Source organism: Algihabitans sp., from assembly GCF_965226985.1.
In the GTDB taxonomy this organism is placed as follows: Bacteria; Pseudomonadota; Alphaproteobacteria; order Kiloniellales; family DSM-21159; genus Algihabitans.
The window spans coordinates 3,875,772-3,895,426 of the sequence record NZ_OZ245712.1; the positions used below are offsets into that span (position 1 = coordinate 3,875,772).

General features: G+C 62.2%; 19 protein-coding genes. 9 read left to right on the forward strand and 10 right to left on the reverse strand.

The genetic code is table 11. The annotated features are described in order from the left end of the window. Window positions 1-14: 14 nt before the first annotated feature. Window positions 15-944, forward strand: coding sequence for a ParB/RepB/Spo0J family partition protein (locus tag ACO054_RS17755; protein WP_421707917.1), 930 nt, complete (start codon window positions 15-17; stop codon window positions 942-944). Between the two features lie 17 nt (window positions 945-961). Here ACO054_RS17755 and ACO054_RS17760 read toward each other — a convergent pair whose 3' ends face one another. The 3 genes from ACO054_RS17760 to ACO054_RS17770 form a co-directional block, all read right to left on the reverse strand. Further along, window positions 962-2,365, reverse strand: a complete 1,404-nt coding sequence (locus ACO054_RS17760) for an adenylate/guanylate cyclase domain-containing protein (protein WP_421707918.1) — start codon at window positions 2,363-2,365, stop codon at window positions 962-964. 121 nt (window positions 2,366-2,486) lie between these two features. Beyond that, the gene (locus tag ACO054_RS17765; protein ID WP_421707919.1) at window positions 2,487-3,320 is read right to left on the reverse strand and encodes a class I SAM-dependent methyltransferase; all 834 of its coding nucleotides are present in this window, start codon (window positions 3,318-3,320) and stop codon (window positions 2,487-2,489) included. Between the two features lie 41 nt (window positions 3,321-3,361). Beyond that, complete coding sequence (locus ACO054_RS17770) at window positions 3,362-4,204, reverse strand: MBL fold metallo-hydrolase (RefSeq protein ID WP_421707920.1); 843 nt, start codon at window positions 4,202-4,204, stop codon at window positions 3,362-3,364. Between the two features lie 341 nt (window positions 4,205-4,545). Between ACO054_RS17770 and ACO054_RS17775 the strand changes: the two genes are divergently transcribed. Further along, window positions 4,546-5,826, forward strand: coding sequence for an MFS transporter (locus ACO054_RS17775; protein WP_421707921.1), 1,281 nt, complete (start codon window positions 4,546-4,548; stop codon window positions 5,824-5,826). A gap of 33 nt (window positions 5,827-5,859) precedes the next feature. On the opposite strand, the gene ACO054_RS17780 is transcribed toward ACO054_RS17775, so the two are convergent. The 5 genes from ACO054_RS17780 to hemE all read right to left on the reverse strand — a co-directional run bounded on the left by ACO054_RS17780 (window position 5,860) and on the right by hemE (window position 10,754). Beyond that, window positions 5,860-6,384 carry a nucleoside 2-deoxyribosyltransferase gene (locus ACO054_RS17780; RefSeq protein ID WP_421707922.1) on the reverse strand — a complete coding sequence of 175 codons (525 nt, stop codon included), beginning with the start codon at window positions 6,382-6,384 and terminating at the stop codon, window positions 5,860-5,862. Window positions 6,385-6,402: 18 nt separating this feature from the next. Continuing rightward, window positions 6,403-7,659 carry a transcription termination factor Rho gene (rho, locus tag ACO054_RS17785; protein ID WP_421707923.1) on the reverse strand — a complete coding sequence of 419 codons (1,257 nt, stop codon included), beginning with the start codon at window positions 7,657-7,659 and terminating at the stop codon, window positions 6,403-6,405. Between the two features lie 425 nt (window positions 7,660-8,084). Next, entirely contained in the window at window positions 8,085-8,525 is a 441-nt protein-coding gene (gene hemJ / locus ACO054_RS17790) for a protoporphyrinogen oxidase HemJ (protein ID WP_421707924.1), read from the reverse strand. 62 nt (window positions 8,526-8,587) lie between these two features. Next, window positions 8,588-9,661: a ferrochelatase gene (gene hemH, locus ACO054_RS17795; RefSeq protein ID WP_421707925.1), complete on the reverse strand. Its 1,074-nt coding sequence runs from the start codon at window positions 9,659-9,661 to the stop codon at window positions 8,588-8,590. A gap of 73 nt (window positions 9,662-9,734) precedes the next feature. Beyond that, window positions 9,735-10,754, reverse strand: coding sequence for a uroporphyrinogen decarboxylase (gene hemE / locus ACO054_RS17800; protein ID WP_421707926.1), 1,020 nt, complete (start codon window positions 10,752-10,754; stop codon window positions 9,735-9,737). Between the two features lie 609 nt (window positions 10,755-11,363). Here hemE and ACO054_RS17805 point away from each other — a divergent pair. From ACO054_RS17805 to xth, 4 genes are all read left to right on the forward strand, one after another. Next, window positions 11,364-12,179 carry a pyruvate, water dikinase regulatory protein gene (locus tag ACO054_RS17805; protein ID WP_421710385.1) on the forward strand — a complete coding sequence of 272 codons (816 nt, stop codon included), beginning with the start codon at window positions 11,364-11,366 and terminating at the stop codon, window positions 12,177-12,179. After that, the gene (locus ACO054_RS17810) at window positions 12,176-12,808 is read left to right on the forward strand and encodes a Maf family protein (RefSeq protein WP_421707927.1); all 633 of its coding nucleotides are present in this window, start codon (window positions 12,176-12,178) and stop codon (window positions 12,806-12,808) included. Before ACO054_RS17805 ends, ACO054_RS17810 begins: the two co-directional genes overlap by 4 nt. After that, complete coding sequence (locus tag ACO054_RS17815; protein WP_421707928.1) at window positions 12,805-13,638, forward strand: shikimate dehydrogenase; 834 nt, start codon at window positions 12,805-12,807, stop codon at window positions 13,636-13,638. The genes ACO054_RS17810 and ACO054_RS17815 overlap by 4 nt, the downstream gene beginning before the upstream one ends. Before the next feature lie 244 nt (window positions 13,639-13,882). Further along, window positions 13,883-14,674, forward strand: a complete 792-nt coding sequence (gene xth / locus ACO054_RS17820; protein ID WP_421707929.1) for an exodeoxyribonuclease III — start codon at window positions 13,883-13,885, stop codon at window positions 14,672-14,674. A 21-nt stretch (window positions 14,675-14,695) separates the two neighbouring features. Here the strand turns inward: xth and ACO054_RS17825 are convergent, their stop codons facing one another. Beyond that, window positions 14,696-15,361, reverse strand: a complete 666-nt coding sequence (locus tag ACO054_RS17825) for a Fe2+-dependent dioxygenase (protein ID WP_421707930.1) — start codon at window positions 15,359-15,361, stop codon at window positions 14,696-14,698. A 124-nt stretch (window positions 15,362-15,485) separates the two neighbouring features. Here ACO054_RS17825 and ACO054_RS17830 point away from each other — a divergent pair, with 124 nt between their 5' ends. The 3 genes from ACO054_RS17830 (at window position 15,486) to ACO054_RS17840 (ending at window position 19,086) form a co-directional block, all read left to right on the forward strand. Further along, window positions 15,486-16,184: a YggS family pyridoxal phosphate-dependent enzyme gene (locus ACO054_RS17830; protein WP_421707931.1), complete on the forward strand. Its 699-nt coding sequence runs from the start codon at window positions 15,486-15,488 to the stop codon at window positions 16,182-16,184. A 115-nt stretch (window positions 16,185-16,299) separates the two neighbouring features. Next, entirely contained in the window at window positions 16,300-17,142 is an 843-nt protein-coding gene (locus ACO054_RS17835; protein WP_421707932.1) for a phytanoyl-CoA dioxygenase family protein, read from the forward strand. A gap of 1,062 nt (window positions 17,143-18,204) precedes the next feature. Further along, entirely contained in the window at window positions 18,205-19,086 is an 882-nt protein-coding gene (locus tag ACO054_RS17840) for an ion transporter (RefSeq protein ID WP_421707933.1), read from the forward strand. Window positions 19,087-19,111: 25 nt separating this feature from the next. Here the strand turns inward: ACO054_RS17840 and ACO054_RS17845 are convergent, their stop codons facing one another. Next, window positions 19,112-19,624: a L,D-transpeptidase family protein gene (locus tag ACO054_RS17845; RefSeq protein ID WP_421707934.1), complete on the reverse strand. Its 513-nt coding sequence runs from the start codon at window positions 19,622-19,624 to the stop codon at window positions 19,112-19,114. Window positions 19,625-19,655: the final 31 nt, after the last annotated feature.

Below are 19,655 nucleotides of genomic sequence, written 5' to 3' on the forward strand. Positions count from 1 at the left end.
TTAGGGAGAGCGCTATGAGCGACACGCCGTCCGGGCCGCCGAGTTCCGACAAACGGACCAACCTGGGGCGCGGTCTTGCAGCCTTGCTCGGCGAGGAGGGGGACGATTACGACAGCCTCGACCGGCATCGCTCGAGCAAGCAGGTGCCGATCGAACGGCTTCACCCCAGCCGCCTTCAACCGCGCACGCGCTTCGACGACGAGCCTTTGGACTCCCTGACCGCCTCGATCAAGGAACAGGGAATTCTGCAGCCGATCCTGGTGCGCCGTCATCCCGATCGCCCGAGCGACTTCGAGATCGTCGCCGGCGAACGGCGCTGGCGTGCGGCACAGCGGGCGCAACTCCACGAAGTTCCGATCGTCATCCGCGAACTGGACGACGCGGCAGCGCTCGAACTGGCGATCGTCGAGAACGTCCAGCGCCAAGACCTCAACCCCGTGGAAGAGGCGGAAGGCTATCGGCGGCTGATGGAGGAGTTCGACCACAGTCAGGAGGACTTGGCGCGCCTGATCGGCAAGTCGCGGCCCCACATCGCCAACACGCTGCGCCTGCTTAATCTACCGGAAACCGTGCGCGGCTACCTGGAGGACGGACGCCTGTCCGCCGGTCACGGACGTGCCTTGCTCGGCACCGCCGAGCCCGAAGCCCTCGCGGCGAGGGTGGCCGAGAAGGGTCTATCAGTTCGCGAGACCGAGAGGTTGGCCAGCGAAACGAAAGGCACGGCGGGAAAGACACGCGGGCCAGCGGCCGCCAAGACCCAGGAGAAAGACGCCGACACGCTGGCTTTGGAGCGCGATCTCTCCGCGATGCTCGGTCTCAAGGTCACCATCGAGCTGAGAGGCGAGGGAGGCACGCTGGGCATCCACTACAACACTCTGGAACAGCTCGACGACGTCTTGCACCGCCTCAGCCAATCGGAACCGGCGAACAACGGCGGGACCTAAAGCAGACATCGGCAGGCTCAGTCAGCCAGCACCATCAGATCCATCGGCTCGGCCACACCCTCTACCGTCTCAGCCCGGAGATCCCTGATCGCAGCGGCCCCAGTGTATCCTTGGCGCCGCGCCAGGCTCACAGCCTCCGAGGTGGCCAAGGCGCGTGTCTTACTCGTCTTGTTGTGTTTCTCCAGCTTCGCAGAGAGATTCACGGCATCGCCGATCACCGTGATCTCCAAGCGGCTGTCGTCACCGACCGCGCCGAAAAGTACCGGGCCGGTGGTCAAAGCGCCGTTCACTTTGGGGGCGGCCCGGCCCGCTGCGCGGCGCTCGGCCTGCCAGGCCTCGGCTTCGATCAGAACGTCCTGCAGCGCGCGCAGCGCGTCGGCCGCGTAGCTGGAACTGGGTTCGGCTGCCCCGAAGCTAGCCATGACGCCGTCGCCCAAGAACTTGTCGATTGATCCTCCGTGCCGCTGGAGAATCGGAATCACCCGCGCCTGATACTCGGAAAGCAAGGCCATCACCCGGGCCGGTGGTTCCTGCTCGACCAAAGGCGTGAAGCCGCGCAGATCGAGAAAGACCACGGCCGCGTCGCGCAACTGCCCTTCGCCCGCCGAGATGGTGTCTTTGGCCCCCTTGATATGTTTCGCCACCTCGGGAGCAAAAAAACGTGAGAGCTCCTTCGCAGCGATTCCCTCCGCGACGGACCGTACCAGCAGTTCGCGTCCCCGCCACAGGGCGACGGACAAGATCGTTGTGACCATCAGGATCGAGATGATCTTGTCGAACTCGGCTCCCAACAAAAGGGCGTTGGCCGTCATGTACTCGATGTAGTCGCGGGTGATCATCATCTCGCCGTCCTCCGAGGCCACGACGAAGAGAATCATCAGGCCCCAGCCGACGGCCCCCATCAGTCCGGTCATCAGCACGAACCGCGGATCGAAGCGGAGAGCCCGCAAACCTATGAAAATAAAGACATAAAGCAGGGTCGGGGCCTTCAGGTAGAAGGAAGGCGGCTGATCATATTGCAGATGGAACGACCAGATCAGCAGCATCAGAAGGCCGATATCGAAGAGCGATGAAAAGACGAGAGACCAGCTTGGCAGACGCCCGCGATAGGACCAGACGATGCGAATCAAGGTCAGCACCAGGTAGGTTCCCAGAATGTAGGGAACCGGTTGGAAGGGTGCGTCGGGACCGCTGGTTTTCGGTGTGATCAGATACAGCAGGGCAAAGGTCAGAACGATGGCCAGCTGGATCCAGCCGATCAGCTGTTCGGAACGATCTTCCTGCCGAGCGATGGCCTCACGGACGCGCGCCGGCAAGGGCGGCTCCCGCATCGGGCGCAGCGATGGCAGACCGAAGCGCCGCGTTTCCGGCTCCACCTTCACCTCGATGCCGCCGGCGTGACTTTCCTCAGTCACCGCCATCGTGTCTCTCCGTCTGCTGGTCCGCTCAGGCATATGGGGTGCGGTATTCTACACAGTCGACGCACAAGCCCGTGACCGCAACGCGAGTCTCTCGGGCGAGGAGGTAGAAAAATCGCGCCGATCAGTCCGAAGCACCCGCCTTCTTCAACCAGAGGCCAGACTCGAAGGCGCCTACGGACAGCGGCAGCTGCGCCGCGACGCTCTGCGACAAGCGGTGGGTCAGACGAGACGCTGCCCAATGGCTCGACCAAAGCGGACGGAATACCCCCAACGATAGCAGCGGCGCCCAGGCTTCCTGCTCGTTGTAGCCGCGCCACTCCCAGCTTGCCGGATAGAAGTCCGGCAGGAAGATATCGTGGACATGGACCAGCAAACCCGCCGGAAGACGCGGCAGAACCTGGCCCAGAAACCAGTCGACGTCGGTTCCCGGCATCAGAATATGGCTGGAGTCGATGGAAACGATGTCCCCGGCAGACAGACCGTCGAACAGCGCGAGGTCGGCCTGCTGCAGCGTCGTGCGGTGCAGCGTGACCGGCAGGCCATCCAGGTCGGCGCGAGGAGCCGGATCGATAGCGTCGATCTTCGTTGTCAGACCGGCATCGGCGACGGCCCGGGCGAAAAACCGCGTCGAGTGACCCGATCCGATCTCGACGAGGCGCCTGGGTGCACTGTCGCGAACGAAAACGTAGGCCGCCGCCGCATCAAGCCTGGGAAACCATTCCTGACCCCAACGTGGTTCAGGCGGCTGAGCCTCCAATCCAATTGCCTGCAAGTCGGCAGTGTAGACGTCCAGCCGGTCGAAAACCGCCAGGAATTCAGTCCTGGCTTCCTCGAAAACTGCCGTCACCGCTGCGTAGGGACGACGCTCGGCGCGTTGCGGTACCCGATCCGCATAGCGATAGGGAATGAAGAAGCCCTGGGGCGGACCGCCACCGATCAAGGTCTGGAGGCCCATGAGGCGTCGGCGTCGTGCCGCGCGCTCGGCCCCTTGCCCGCTCACGGCGACAGCACCATGCCTTCCCGTGCGACGATCGTTCCGGGCCGTGCGGCCTGGGCGTCGGTCATGATTCGATCCATGAAGGCGTCGTCATGGCTTGGGTCGTGATGGAAGATGGCAAGACGCTTCACGTCGGCGGCCTCGCAAAGGCGGACGCCTTCTTCCCAGGTCGAGTGTCCCCAACCCTTGTACTTGGCTGCATACTCCTCATCGGTGTAGCTGCAGTCGTAAATCATCAGATCGGCACCGCGAACCAGCTCGACGACGTTTGCATCCCGCTCTCCAGGCTCGTGCTCCGTGTCGGTGACGTAGCAGATGCTCCGGCCAGCATAGTTGATACGGTAGCCCGTGGCGCGGTTGGGGTGGTTGAGCGGCGCGGTTCGAAGTTCCACACCGGGATAGAGTGACAGCACGTCTCCAGCCTCGAAGTCCTCATAGGCGACATCCGCGCCGAAGATCGCCGGCGGCACCGGGAACAGAGGGGCGGCCATGAATTTGCAAAGCACCGTATGCAAGCTGGACTCCGGCTTCAGATGACCGGCCCAGAAACGGACTCGGCTCTTGCCGCAGAAGGCAGGGGCAAAGAAGGGAATGCCGGCGATATGATCGTGGTGCGTATGGGTCAGGAAAATATCGATCTCACTGCCCTCGGCCTTTGCGCCGCCGGTCTTCATCAGCTGCTGTCCGAGCGGGCGAAGCCCCGTGCCGCCGTCGAAGATCAGGACGTGCGGGCCGCAACGCACCTCCAGGCAGGAGGTGTTACCGCCATAGGCCTGATACTCGGCGCCCGGACAAGCGATCGATCCGCGCACGCCCCAAAAGCGCACACTGAAATCGGACACTTCAGGAGCGTCGCGCTCGACTTGATTGGCACCCGCGACCACTGACTCACCCCACCGGTCAGTTTGCATAAAGTGAACCTATGCTCAGCAGATTAAGCATCAAAGAAGAAAGCGGGAAATCTCGACCGGTGATGTGATGTTAGTCACAGTTATGTAAAGTGCGACGGCCTGCCCAGAACCTTGGACATCCAAAAGACCGAGCCGATCACCGCACCGCCGCGGCCACCCGGTTCGCGGCGCAACGCCAACTGGCCGCGCCACCGCTCCGCTACGTTCCGGACGGCCGGCCGCCTGCTGGCTGAAGCGTCCCCACGGAACCAACACCTCATCCGGGAGTCTTTATGACAGAGGTCGCACCCGCGAACGGCGGGGACATGGGACGCCTTGGGCGCAGCGGCTGGTTCGGGCTGCTGCCTCTGCTGCTGTCGGCCGGCATCCTTCTGGCAGGCAACGGGCTGCTGGTTACCCTGGTGGCCGTGCGCGCCAATCTCGAGGGCTTTTCGCCGCAAACCGTCGGTTTGCTAGGTGCGGTCTACTTCGCAGGCTTCATCGGCGCCTGCCTGATCACACCAAGCCTGATCCTGCGCGCAGGGCATATCCGCGTCTTCGCAGCGCTGGCTTCGCTCGGTGCGGTCGCCGCACTGGTCCTCGTCCTGGCTATCGATCCCGTAGTCTGGTTGGCCAGCCGCGCACTCACCGGCTTTGCCTTCGCTGGCCTGGCGACGGTCGTGGAATCCTGGTTGAACAGCCGTGCCGGCGCCAGCGAACGCGGCCGCGTGCTGGCGGTCTACCGCATCGTCGATCTCAGTTGCGTGACGGGCGGCCAGTTCCTTCTCCCAATTGTCGGCGCGGACAGCTTTGCGATCTTCGCGGTGGTCGCGATTCTCTTCTGCCTGGCACTGCTGCCCATCAGTCTGTCGCGGCAAACCAGTCCAGCGCCACCGGCCAGTCCAAGGCTCGACGTGGCGCGAATCTGGAGGCTTTCGCCTGTCGCCTGCATCGGGTGCATTACCATTGGCCTGACGAACGGCGCCTTCCGCACCGTCGGACCCATCTATGCCCAGGAATCCGCCTTGGATCTGGAGCAGCTGGCTCTTTTCATGTCACTCGCGATTGCTGGCGGGGCGCTCAGCCAGTATCCGCTCGGATGGTTGTCCGACCGCCTCGATCGGCGGTGGATCCTGGTCCTGGCCACCATCGGTGCAGCCGTCGCCGGCCTCTGGCTCACACTTTCGGGCAATGTCTCCGCAGACGTCGTACTGGTGGGTGGATTCCTGTTCGGCGCCTTTGCAATTCCGCTCTATTCGCTTTCGATCGCTCATGGCAACGATCACGCCGGCGATGCGGACCGGGTCGAGCTCTCGGCCACGCTCATTCTCATGTACGCCTTGGGCGCGACGGTCGGACCCTTGGCGGCCTCTCAAATCATGGAGTCATTCGGCGCTCCGGCCTTCTTCGCCTATACCTCCCTGCTCCACGGGGTCTTCCTGGTTTTTCTGCTCTACCGCATGACGCGCAGAGCCGCCGTCCCACTCACCCGCCGCAGCCGCTTCGTCGCCCTGCTTCGAACCTCGCCCGCCTTCTACCAACTCGCCCGAAAGGCGCGAGGGCGTGAGCGTTAACTCATTGTTTTAAAAGAAAATAGTGGAATGGACTCAAGGGCGTGAAAAATGCCGGCTAGCAGAGTCCAAGGCCTCTTCGAAGGCCGCTAGCGCCGCCAGCGGCTCAGCACCTTCTGGTTCCGGGACCGCAACGATACCCCAGCCCTGCGCGACCACAGCAGCCTCGATCATGAGGTTGTCGCACATCTCGTGCCGCTCGATCTCGTAAGGATCCGGTGCGATCCGGGCCGCGTAGGTGCGGGTCTCGCTGCTATAGGCGAAGACGGGTGTCCCTCTGGCGATCAGCCAGCCGAGTTCGAAGACCGTCCCGGCATCCGCGCTGACTCCGCGAAAGGGCGTCAGATTCACAAAGGCCAGATCGCAGGCCACTAAGAGATCCAAGTTGGCCCGGTAGATTGCCAGACCTTGATCGTAGGGAGACAGGCCGTCGAGCCGAAGGCCACCGTCGAGCGGAAAATGCCCCTCGAAACCGCGGTCCCGGCAGAGGGCCACTTTTCGCGCCCCCACCTCGACAGCGTTGGGCAGGAAAACATCCGGGCCGGCGAGATAGGCATGCATCCCGCTCGCACCCGAACTCTACTGGTTCATGGAATCGAAGAAGTCGTTGTTGTTCTTAGTTTCTTTCAACTTCTTCAGCAGGAAGTCCATCGAGTCCGTCACGCCCATCGGCATGAGAATACGGCGCAGCACCCACATCTTGCTGAGGATGCCTTTGTCGACCAGCAGCTCCTCCTTGCGGGTCCCCGACTTGCCGATATCGATGGCCGGGAAGGTGCGCTTGTCCGCCAGCTTGCGGTCCAGCACGATCTCCGAGTTGCCGGTGCCCTTGAACTCCTCGAAGATCACCTCGTCCATCCGGCTGCCGGTATCGATCAGCGCCGTTCCGATGATGGTCAGGCTCCCGCCTTCCTCGATGTTGCGGGCCGCGCCGAAAAAGCGCTTGGGACGCTGCAGGGCATTGGCGTCGACACCGCCGGTCAAAACCTTGCCGGAACTGGGAACCACCGTGTTGTAGGCTCGCGCCAGGCGCGTGATGGAATCCAGCAGGATCACCACGTCTTTCTTGTGTTCGACCAGCCGCTTGGCCTTCTCGATCACCATCTCGGCTACCTGGACGTGGCGCTGGGCCGGCTCGTCGAAGGTGGAGGAGACCACTTCGCCCTTCACAGAGCGATCCATATCGGTCACTTCCTCGGGCCGCTCGTCGATCAGCAGCACCAAGAGGTAGATTTCCGGGTGATTCTCGGCGATCGAGCGCGCCAGATTCTGAAGGATCACCGTCTTACCAGTGCGCGGCGGCGCCACGATAAGGGCTCGCTGACCTTTCCCGATCGGCGCCGTCAGATCGATGACCCGGGCGGTCATGTCCGGTTTCGTCGGATCCTCGATTTCCAGTGTGATCTTCTGATCCGGATAAAGCGGGGTCAGGTTATCGAAGTTGATCCGGTGACGGGCCTTTTCCGGGGAGTCGAAGTTGATGGTATTGACCTTCAGCAGGGCGAAATAGCGCTCACCCTCCTTCGGGCTGCGAATCTCACCCTCCACCGTATCGCCGGTCCGCAAACCGAAGCGCCGCGTCTGACTCGGGCTTACGTAGATGTCGTCCGGGCCGGGCAGGTAGTTGGCCTCAGGCGACCGCAAGAACCCGAAGCCGTCCGGCAGTACCTCCAAGACGCCCGACCCGAAAATCGCGACTTCGTTCTCCGCCAGCTGCTTCAGGATCGCAAACATCATGTCCTGCTTGCGCAGGGTCGAGGCATTCTCGATCTCCAGCTCCTCAGCGAAGGCGAGCAGCTCGGCAGGCGATTTGTTCTTGAGTTCTTGCAGATTCATGTCGGATTCACGATGGACTGAGGGATCGGATCAATTTCGGGTGCGAAACCCCGAGGACGTAGGCTCGAATGCCTAAGGTCGGACGGCGAATGCCCGACCGGACGGTTCTAGACGGTGGAGATGCGCGCTCGGACCGAAGATCTAAACTGGTTTTGGATAGGCGCTTTGGCGACCGATGCCGGCCGAGAAACCGGCGGCGCCGAGCGCGAGCCGCGGACGGGTCCCTTGGCGGGCCGCTGTTCTGCGCTACAAGGTGGGAAGACTCCATGCGACGGACAAGCCGTTCGCATCAGAAGTTTTATGACGGAGCGCGATCCCCGCGTCAAGCGCACCAACGAGAAAACCGGCAGTCCCTGGCACGATAATCTGTTTTTAGGGTATGGCCGAAAACGGTCTTCGGAGCCTCTGCGCGGGTTTCGATAGGCTCAAAAGGGCTTTACGACCGCCAGGATCACGATGGCGATCATCAGGACGGTCGGCACCTCGTTCATCCAGCGATAAAAGGTGTGCGGTCGGCTATTGCGATCTGCCTCGAAATCCTTGCGCCACTTCGCGTAGAGCCCGTGCATCAGGAACATACCCAACAGCAGCAGTAGCTTGGCGTGGACCCAGCCCTGCGAGAAGATGCCCGGCTGGCCGAGCAGGATCAGGCCGAACACCAGCGACGCGATCATCGCCGGCGTTCCAATCGCCCGCAACAGGCGGCGCTCCATAACCTTGAAGGTCTCGCTGATCTCGGATCCGGGCTCGGCTTGCGCGTGATAGACATAAAGCCGCGGCAGATAGAGCAAAGCTGCCATCCAGGCGATCACCGCGATCACGTGCAGGGCGGTGATCCAGGGTAACAGAGCGAACATGAAATCCATCGGGGCGCCGGATCCTTTTGTTTCGGGGGAACACAGAAACGAACAGCGCCCGATCTAATCAATCATATCCAGCCGCGCAATTCCCGCTCGACCACCTGACGAAGATAGGCAATGTGCGCGTCGGAATCGTTGAGACAGGACAGATAGGCAAAGCGCTCGCCACCGGCTTCTTCGAAAGTCTCGCGCAGGCCGATCGCCAGCTCTTCCAGCGTCTCGACGCAGTCCGAAGCGAAGCCCGGCGAAAGCACCGCCAAGCGCTTGACGCCAGCCTCGGCAAGCTTCGCAACCTTCTCGTCGGCGTAGGGCTGCAGCCACTCCTTCGGGCCGAAGCGGGACTGAAAGACCACCTGTAGACGCTCGTCCGGCCACCCTAGCCTTTCGCGCAGAAGACGGGCCGTCTTCTGGCACTGGCAGTGATAGGGATCGCCCTTCAGCAGGTTTTCCTTCGGCAAACCATGGAAAGAGGTCAGGACAACCTCCGGCTCGAAATCCAGTGCGGCGATCTGTTGGCGCAAGGACTCCGCCAAAAGCTCGATGTAGGCTGGATCGTCGAAGTAAGCCGGGACCGTACGCAAGGCCGGCATCCAGCGTTTGGTCATCAGCGACCGAAAGGCTGCATCGCAGGCCGTGCCCGTCGTGGCTGCCGAGTATTGAGGGTAGAGCGGGAAAAGAAGCAGTCGGTCACAGCCCCTTGCGATCAAGGACTCGATACGGCTGTCGGTTGACGGCTGTCCATAGCGCATGCCCCATTCGACGAGGATCTCGTCCTGTCCGCCGAAGGCCTGGGACAACTTCTCGGCCTGAACTCTGGTGAAGCTTCGCAAGGGCGACTCATCGAGCTCTTTATTCCAGATTTTCGCGTAGTTGCGCCCCGACTTGCTTGGCCTCAACGTAAGGATGATGCCCTGCAGAATAGGCTGCCACAGCAGCGGAGACAGCTCGATGATCCTGCGATCCGACAGAAATTCACCGAGGTAGCGGCGCATGGACCAGTAGTCGGTCCCGTCCGGCGTTCCGAGATTCAGAAGCAAGACCCCGATCTTGCGCGGCGCGACCGGGGGGTGATCGGCTGGCTTCGGGTCAAGTCCGGCCGCAGCGCCGGGAATCTCTGTCGTCTTGTTTGACGCGTCAGGCATCGTCTTACCAATCTTCAGGCGCCACCGCCGGTGGCTTGCTCAAGCTTCCCGCGAGGCACGGTTCGCAGACCGCTTAGCTAGGCCTGGATCTTACGATGTCGAGAAGCTGGGCGACATGCTCAGGGGGGGTCTGCGGCACGATGCCATGCCCAAGATTGAAGATGAAGGGATCGCCGGCCAGCCGATCCAGAATGCGCTCAACAGCCTGCGTCAGAGCATCCCCGCCGGATACGAGAAGAATCGGGTCCAGATTTCCCTGAACCGTCACCTTGGGCTGCAGGGCCTCCGCCGCCCAGCCCAGCGGCACGGTCGTATCCAGCGACAGACCGTCTGCCCCGGCGTCCGCCGCAAAATCGGCGTAGAGCAAACCTGCGCCGCGCGGAAAAAGGATGACCGGCACCTCCGGATGTTCAGCCTTCAACCGGCGCACGATCGCAGCCATGGGATCCAGGCACCAGCGCCGGAACTGCGGTTCTGGCCAGACGCCCGCCCAGGAGTCGAAGATTTGGAGGACCTCAGCGCCGGCTGTGACCTGACGCGACAGGTAACGGCTGGTCGCCTCGACCAGAAGGTCGATAAGCCGCTGGAAACCGTCCGGATCCCCATAGGCCCAGACCTTGGCTTTCTGGAAATCCTTCGAGCTGCCACCCTCGATCATGTAGCTCGCCACGGTCCAGGGTGCCCCGGCGAAACCGATCAGGGTCGTTTCCCGCGGCAAGGCCGACGAGAGACGATCCACGGTTTCATAGACAGGCTCCAGCTTTCCATGCAGACCTTCGAGCGAGAGCCGCGAAAGCTCGACGCTATTCGCCAGAGCCTCGAGCTTCGGGCCTTCGCCTTCCTCGAACCACACCTTCTGGCCGAGGGCATGGGGAACTACGAGGATATCCGAGAAAAGAATGGAGGCATCGAAGCCGAAACGGCGGATCGGCTGCAGTGTGACCTCGGTGGCGAGCTCCGGGGTAAAACAGAGGTTCAGAAATCCACCGGCCTTCTTGCGGGTTTCCCTGTACTCCGGCAGATATCGCCCAGCCTGGCGCATCAGCCAAACCGGCGGAACCGCAAGGCGTTCACCGGCAAGGGCGCGAAGCATCGCCTTTTTGGGTTTCGCGCTTTGGTCGTCGCTTCGGCTGGGCTGAGACACGCGGACTGATCCTCGGTGGTTCGACGAGACCCCCCTCCTATCCCACAAAGATATATTTCTTAAAAGATATTGAAGAGGTTGTAGGAGACTGTGAGTCCTGGGGAGGCAAGTTGATCCACCGTCCTGTCCACATTTCCTCTGTAACGACTGAATAGCCTGTCGATATGTCGATAAACTTTGGGTGAACCCTAGTGTCGCTAAGGATGCAGCCTCTGGGGATTGAATGAAAAGTGGGGAGCTTTTCGGTAAGCCGGATCTTGACGAGGAGTCGTCCCGGTTGGCCGCTGCCGAACCGGCCAGGGCGAACAACCCCCGCTGCTTTTTTCGTAGAACCTGAGCAGAAATTCTGTCCGAGGCCCGGCTGACTGTATTATCCCCGACTCACCGGCCTTTCCACAGGCAGTGCCGTTTCGCAGGGATCCCTGTTTTGAGGCCCTGACTCAGTCTGGGTTCATAAGGATCGAGAACGACGTGAACGACACGAGCGATCAACTGTCCGGCGAGAGCCGCTCCGGTGAGGAGCTATCGACCGAAGCGGCTCCTGACAAACCCGGCAACCTGCACTTGGTCTCCGATGCCACCGGCGAAACGGTCAATTCCGTTGCGCGGGCCGTGCTGTCCCAGTTTCGCGATGTGGAGCCGGTCGAGCATGCCTGGACTCTGGTGCGCACGCGCGGACATATGGACAAGGTGATTGCGGGTATCGAGGCTTTCCCGGGACCCGTTCTCTACACTCTGATCAACGAAGCGCTGCGCGGCCGTTTGACCGATGCCTGCCGGCGGATCGGTGTTCCCGCCATCTCCGTTCTGGATCCTGTCATGCATGCTCTGGTCTCTCATTTCGACGTCGCAACGGTCGGTCGGCCCGGACTGCAACATGAAATGGACGCCGAGTACTTCAGCAGGATCGAGGCCATGAATTTCGCCATGGCCCACGACGACGGACAACAGCTGTCCGGGCTCAAGGATGCCGACGTCGTCTTGACCGGAGTCTCGCGCACCTCGAAGACCCCGACCTGCATCTATCTGGCGAACCGTGGTCTTCGCGCAGCCAATGTCCCCTTGGTCCCGGGTGTGCCTGCCCCGCCCGAACTTCTCGGCCTGAAGGGGCCGCTGGTCATCGGTTTGACGAAGGATCCCATGCGGCTCGTCCAGGTGCGTAAGAATCGCCTCCGCTTGCTGACGGATGCCGGCGACGACGACGAGTCCACTTACGCCGACCTGGACGCCGTTAAACAGGAGGTGGCCGAGGCTCGGCGGCTCTGCAGCCGCATGGGGTGGCCGACGCTCGACGTGACCCGACGGTCGATCGAGGAAACGGCGGCAGCCGTCTTCACTCTTCTGTCGCGCCATCGCCGGCAGGTGGTCTCGTGACTCTCGTCGACTCCTCTGCTCCAAAACTGGTTCTGGCCTCCGCAAGCCGCTCGCGGCGTCGACTGCTCGAGGCTGCAGGTCTCGAGATCGAGTGTTTGGCCGCGGCGGTGGACGAAACCGATGTCAAGCTTGCGCTCAAAGCTGAAAACGCCAGCGCTGTTCAGGTGGCCGAAACCCTCGCTGAGCTTAAGGCGCGCCGCGTGAGCGACCGTCTCAGCGGCGGCGGCGGCTCTGGACCCTTCGTGATCGGCGCCGATCAGATGTTGGATTGCGAAGGACAGTGGTTCGATAAGCCGGTCGATCTGCAGGCCGCGCGAAGGCAGCTTCTGGCGCTGTCCGGGCGTAGTCACACCCTGGAAACCAGTGTTTGCGTTGTCCGTGACGGTGGGCGGATCTGGCACCACAACGCCAGCGCGCGCTTGACCTTGAGGCCCTTGAGCGAAGACTTCGTCGACCGCTACCTAAGTCTCGTGGGCGAGGCCGCTCTTACCTCGGTCGGTGCCTACCAACTCGAAGGACCCGGTATTCAGTTGTTTCAGCAGGTTCAGGGCGACTTTTTCACAATTCTCGGGCTTCCTCTTCTGCCCTTATTGACCTTCCTGCGCGCGAATGGCGTCGTCCCCCAATGAATGGATCTTCCGCGCCCATGGCCGGCGTTCTCGGGTGGCCTGTTCGTCACAGCCTGTCCCCTCGACTGCACGGACACTGGCTGAAACGCTATGACCTGCCGGGATCCTACGAGCATCTACCGGTCCCGCCGGAGTTGTTTGAAGGCTATGTGCGGGCCTTGGCCACCAATGGCTATGCCGGCGCCAACGTGACGCTTCCGCATAAGGAAGCAGCTCTCGCCCTCTGCGATGAAGTCGACCCCGCAGCTCGGGCGATCGGTGCCGTCAACACCTTGATCTTCCGTGACGGGCGGATCGAGGGTCAGAACAGCGACGCCTTTGGTTTTCTGGAAAGCCTGCGCCAGGATCTGCCCGCTTGGAAGCCTTCGACCGGGCCCGCCGTTGTGTTAGGCGCCGGCGGTGCCGCGCGAGCTATCGTCTTCGCCCTCAAATCTGCCGGAGTGTCGGAGATTCGAGTCGTGAACCGCTCCGCCGCACGTGCGGAACGACTGGTGGCCGACTTCGGCAGTTCAGTCACTGCCAGGCCTTGGACTGCGGCAGGCCTGGTGGACACCTGCTTGCTCGTCAATGCCACGAGCCTTGGCATGGCCGGGCAACCGCCTCTCGAACTCGATCTGCAGTCGCTGCCTTCGACCGCGGCGGTCGCGGATATCGTTTATCAGCCACTTCGAACGGAGTTGCTGTCGCGCGCCTCGGCCGCCGGCCACGCGACGATGGACGGTCTGGGCATGCTCCTGCATCAAGCCCGGCCGGGCTTCGAAGCTTGGTTTAGCCATAGACCCGAAGTTGATGCCGCTCTGCGGGCCGCCGTTCTCGAAGGGCTGACGTAACCGACTGTGGCTTGAAGCGGATCCTTTTTGGTCGTGAGCTGAGAGTTCGGGCTTTCATCACCTTGTACTTGGCTCTGGTGAGCAGGAAACGCCCAGCGCAAGATATCGGTGGATAGCCTGCGGGACGTCTGACTGCGGTCTGACAAAGTTCTGTTTCTATCCCCATGGCGTGTGCTTCCGCAGCGCCGCGCACCTGGGCTAGGGTGGAACCAGATTTCATCTCGAAAACGGAACGATCAGCCTCATGCCTCTGCGCGTCGTGACCTGGAACGTCAACTCTCTGCGTCAGCGGTTGGATCACTTGGCACGATTCGATCAGTCCCACCGCCCGGATGTGATCTGTCTGCAGGAAACCAAGGTCGCAGACGGATCTTTTCCTGAGAACGATATCAAGGCCTTAGGCTACAGCGAGCTGCTGATCTGCGGTCAGAAGTCCTACAACGGTGTGGCGCTGGCCTCGCGGCGGCCGATCGAAGAACACGGTCGCCAGATCTGGTGCGGCAAAGATGACAAGCGCCATATCTGGGCGCGGGTTGCAGGCGTGGACATCCACTGCTTCTACGTTCCGTCCGGCGGCCCTATTCCGGATCCGGAACGAAACGACAAGTTTGCCCACAAACTGAGCTTCCTCGAAGAGATGAAGCAGTGGGCGGCAGCCGAAGCAAAGAGTCGGCCCCTGCTTCTGCTTGGCGATCTGAACGTTGCCCCTCTTGAGAAAGATGTCTGGAATCACAAGAAGTTGCTTCGAAGCGTCGGTCACACGCCAGGGGAGTCGGAGGCGATGGGCGCGGTCATCGAGGCAGGACACTTCATCGATGTCGGACGTCATTTCGTTCCCGAAACGGAACCGCTCTACACCTGGTGGGGCTACCGCTTCGCGGCAGCCTTCGAACGAGACTACGGCTGGCGCCTCGATCACATCTGGGCCACTCAGCAGATGAGCAAGCGCCTGGAAAATCTAACTATTTTCAAAGAAGCCCGAGCCTGGGAGCGACCCAGCGATCATGTTCCGGTGATCGTTGATATAGCGGAATGATCTTCGACCTGTGGATCGACGTTAAATCTCTGCCCACATGCGCAGCAAATTCTGATGGATCTGGGCGAACTCCTCGGGATAGGGGGAGTCTGGATAGTCGTGAACGAGACGTCGGCGCAGGTCTTCGAGCTGGGTGATGACGGCGCGCTGGCGCGGCTCTCGCAGGAAGGACTGTATCCAGCCGACGGCCGCCCAGCGGGTCCCCTGCGTGACCGGATCGACCCGGTGCAGCATGTCCGAGGGATAGCACATGAAGCTGCCGGCCGGCGCCTTGATTCGTTGTTCGCCGAAGGGGCTTTGCAGGACGAAGTCCCCGCCCTCGTACTCGTCGGGATCCGTCAGGAACACGGTGAAGGATAGGTCGGCGCGCAGGGCCTGGGCCTGACTCGGCCCCATCAGTGCGGCGTCCATATGGTCCTTGTAAGTCATGCCCACGTCGTAGCGATTGAACATCAGCGTGACGTTGCGCGGCATGGCGAAACCGGTGAATTCCGCTCGGGCGAACATGCGATTCAGAACCGCGCGCGTGGCAACCTGAACCTCCTGATTGCCCTTGTCGGCTTGCAGGTTGTTCTTGAGCGTTTCCTTGCCGGAGGTCGTTCCCGCTTCGTAGGGCGCACGGGCCAAGGTTTCGCGAACGCGCGCGACCTCGGTCCTGGTCAGCAGATTGTCGAGTTGCAGCATCATGATGGCGCGCAGTCTAGAGTAGGATGTCGTCCGTTGGAATCGCCTTGGTAAAGCGATCCGCTTTCGGCTCTAACTTTCGCTGCTTGTCTGGCGCCGCGCCGTGCCGCGTGCTATCGGCAAACAGATGACCCAAAGCTGGAATCCCACTTGTCCTGCTATCAGCGAACGCTTGGCCCAGGTGCGCGAGACGATCTCGTTGACGGCGCGCGAAGCTGGCCGGAGCAGGGACGACGTCGCCCTGGTCGCCGTCGCCAAGACCTACGGACCTTCCGCCGTCGAGGCTGCTTATGCTGCCGGTCAGCGCGTTTTCGGCGAAAACCGCGTACAGGAGGCTCAGTCCAAGTATCCCGCTCTCAAGGACCGCTATTCCGATCTGCAGCTACATCTGATCGGCCCGCTGCAGACCAACAAAGCGGGTGATGCCGTCGCACTGTTCGACGTCATCGAAACCCTGGATCGGGAAAAGTTGGCAAGAGCGCTGGCAAAGGAGCGCGACAAGCAGGGTCGCTGTCCACAGCTCTACATTCAGGTCAACACGGGCGACGAGACGCAGAAGGCCGGATGCGAGTTGGCGCAGGCGGCTGACTTACTGCGCTTGGCGCGGGACGAGTTGGGGCTGCCGGTGGTCGGTCTGATGTGCATTCCGCCGGTCGAAGATCCGCCGGCGGTCCACTTCGGTCTTCTCAAACGCCTGTCTCAGGACTTGCAGCTTCCGAAGCTCTCCATGGGCATGAGCGGCGACTACCAGACAGCCGTGATGCTCGGCGCGACCTCGGTAAGGGTCGGCAGCGCCATCTTCGGCGAACGGCCGAAACCGGCATAAATCGTGCCGCAGCCCTCGGGATGTCGTGTAGCTCGACAACGCAGGGGTGAACGGTAGCGATCCCGGGCGACCCGGCGTAAGCTTCAGCATCGGATACGATTTGAGAGGATGTCTGATGCCGGAAGGACAGAGGTCTGAAAGCCCGCTCGGAATTCCGCCCTCACGCAGCCTGACGGACGAGGAAGTCGAGACCTATCGGCGCGATGGCGTGGTCTGTGTGCGTAGCGCCTTCGATGCGGGTTGGATAGACGAGCTGCGCGCGCTGGTGGCGGAGAGCATGGCCAATCCCTCCGGCATGGTGAAGGACATCAATGCCAAAGGCGCCAGCGGCTTCTTCTTCGGCGATACCTTCGTCTGCCATCATATCGAGGGTTTCCGACGTGCAGTCTTCGAGGGGCCGGGCGCCGCGCTCGCGGCCCAGGCAATGGAGGCCTCCAAGATCAATCTTCTGTTCGATCAGATCCTGGTGAAGGAACCGAACACCTCGACACCGACCTTGTGGCACCACGACGCGCCCTACTGGCCGGTCGCGGGCGATCGCGTCTGCACGCTCTGGCTTGCGCTCGACCCGGTGACCTACGACAGCGGTGCGGTGGAATACGTCAAGGGGTCCCATCGCTGGGGCAAGCGATTTAAGGCGGTCAGTTTCGATCCGAACCAGCAGTACGAAGAAGACCTGCCGCCGGTCCCGGACATCGATGGCCAGCGCGAGGACTATGACATCGTCTCCTTCGACTTGGCGCCTGGGGACATCACCCTGCATCACGGCCTGACCCTGCACGGTGCACCCCCCAACGGCCGGGCGGACCTGAGTCGGCGCGCCTACATCCAACGATTTGCAGGAGACGGGGCGACCTACAATCCCCGGCCGAACCTTCAGAAGATGCTGCGCGATCCCGGTCTCGAGCCCGACGCGCCGCTCGACTGCGATCTCTTCCCCGTCGTCTGGAGAAGCTGAGGCGAGCCACCGCCTGGTTCGCCCGTTGGTCTTCTGCGGTGGCGGTGACGGATGGAACGCTGAGACGTCGTCTCGCCGCGATGCCCGGCAAGGCCTGAAGCTGTGAAGAGCTTCATAGTTGGCCGTCCGCCAGACACTTAATTTCCTAATCAAGACGAGATCGCCGAGGTTAACCCCCACCGACGCGCTTCCGTCCGACAAGCGACGAAACCCGGCGTCCCAAGCCCCCCTTGGCGCCGGGGGACCCTCGGCACCGGCTCCTGCCCTGTCTCGCCGGTCCGAGGGTTCAGTTCGTCGGATCGCCTTGCTTCGCGGCAAGCAAAGCCCCAACCGCGTCTTCCTTCTCAAAATCGAAGCTGTTTACTAAGGACCGGCTGTTCTCATAGCCGTCGGATCCCGTAAAGAATTGGCCGGAGGCAACAGTGCCCCCGGCCAACGTCGCTCATCCAAAATTGTGCGCGCGTCAGGAACCGGCGCGCGACGGTTGCTCCCGATCGAACATCGACCAGTTGTCGTTGCGCGGAAGGCTCTCGCAGGCGGTCAGGGCAAAGAGCAGGGCGCCCGCGATCAAAAGCGGTGCCTTCCAGCTGCGGCGGCCGGCTGCGCTTCGGCCGGCTGCGCTTCGGCCGGCTGCGCTTCGGCCGGCTGCGCTTCGAAGGTCTCGAGAGGAACGATCTTGCATGGCGATCTCCATTTTCAGCACGGGTTTCGACCTGTGCGAGACGCCAAACCCTGCCCTTGCAAAGCGGCCCAACACCCTCAGGATGTGTTGGCTCCAAACTCGAAATTCAAAGCACGTGCGGTAACAAAAAGGCGATAGCCCGGGCCGATCCGGGATCCTCGACTGTCAAAAATCCTTGCAGTCCAGCCGAGTGCAGTCGTGGCTCGTCGAGCCGCTGTGCAACCCTGCGCAAAGGCGATCTGGTCGGATCGCGCGGTCAGGCCCTGCTTGCTTGCTCGCGATACGCGAGGACGGGGTGTTCACTCCGTACTGGCACAGCCTCCCCTTGATCCCTTTGCTGCGGCGCGGCATCTAATCGCTTCGAAGCAAGGGGAGTTTGGATGGCGGCGCAAGACGAAACGGCCGGAGTCAAAACGTCGGACGACGGTGTCAGGCGGATTTCTCCGCGCCAGACCGGCATGATCGGTCGGCTTCAGGCCGTGATCGAAAGCGCCACCGCTCAGAAGGTCATCGCCGGTTTGATCGCGCTGAACGCCGTCACCCTGGGTCTGGAAACCAGCGAACGGGCGATGGCGGTCGCCGGCGACGTTCTGATGGCGCTCGACCGTACCTTGCTACTGATCTTCACGGCGGAGATCCTGGTCAAGCTGGTCGTCTATCGCACCCGCATCCACAAGGATCCCTGGAACATCTTCGATATCCTGGTGATCGGCATCGCCTGGATGCCCGCAACCGGCAACCTGTCGGTTCTGCGGGCGCTGCGCATTCTGCGCGTGCTCCGTCTGATTTCTGCCGTGCCGTCGATGCGCCGCGTGGTGACGGCCTTGTTGCGGGCGATTCCCGGAATGGGATCCATCGTCGCCCTCTTGGCCCTCGTCTATTACGTCTTCTCGGTGATGGCGACCAAGCTGTTCGGGGCGGCCTTTCCCGAGTGGTTCGGCACGATCGGTGCGTCCGCCTACTCGCTGTTCCAGATCATGACGCTGGAATCCTGGTCGATGGGGATCGTGCGGCCGGTGATGGAGATCTTTCCCTTCGCCTGGGCCTTCTTCGTGCCCTTCATCCTGGTCACCAGCTTCACCGTCTTAAACCTTTTCATCGGCATAATCGTCGATGCCATGCAAAGCCAGCATCAGTCGGAGGCCGACGAGGTCGCCGCCGCCGAAGACCGCGCCCGCGCCGCGGACAGCGAACGCCTGTTTCAGGAACTGCGGGCTCTACGCCGCGAGGTGGCCGAGCTGAAGCGAGACAGAACCGACTGATCGCGAACCGCTGTCGAGGTCGGGCTTAGCCGCGAACGACGACCCGGTCGCCAAGGCGCGCGTCGGCTAGAACCCGTTCCAGATCCTGACGGGCCAATGCCACGCAGCCGGCGGTCGGTGGATAGCCCGGCTTCGCGCAGTGAAGGAAGATCGCCGAGCCGGCGAAAGGCACGGCCGGTGCACGGTTGTGGTTCAGAACCACCAGCAGGTCGTAAAGTTCGTCGGCCCGCCAAAGCGTCTCATGGGACGGCGCAAAGGGGCTCTGGATCAGTCGGTTGTAGTCTGGGTCCAGCGGTGCGTCGCACCAGCCGTCGTTCGGAGCGATCGGCTGAGAGGGTAGCCCCGTCGCTGGCAGCGATCCACGGTCGGGACGCCAGAACAGCCGCTCGAGTGACCAGGCACCCAGCGGTGTGGCCCCGTCGCCCTCCCGTTTGGCTAAAGCCGAGACAAGACCGCCACGCCCGACGGCGCAGCGAAAGGCTTCACCGCTCCAGCTGGCGGTCCAGCCGTTACCCTTTCGCTCAACGATCAGATCCATAGCCGAATGCTCTAGCATGCTCCGGCGCGGG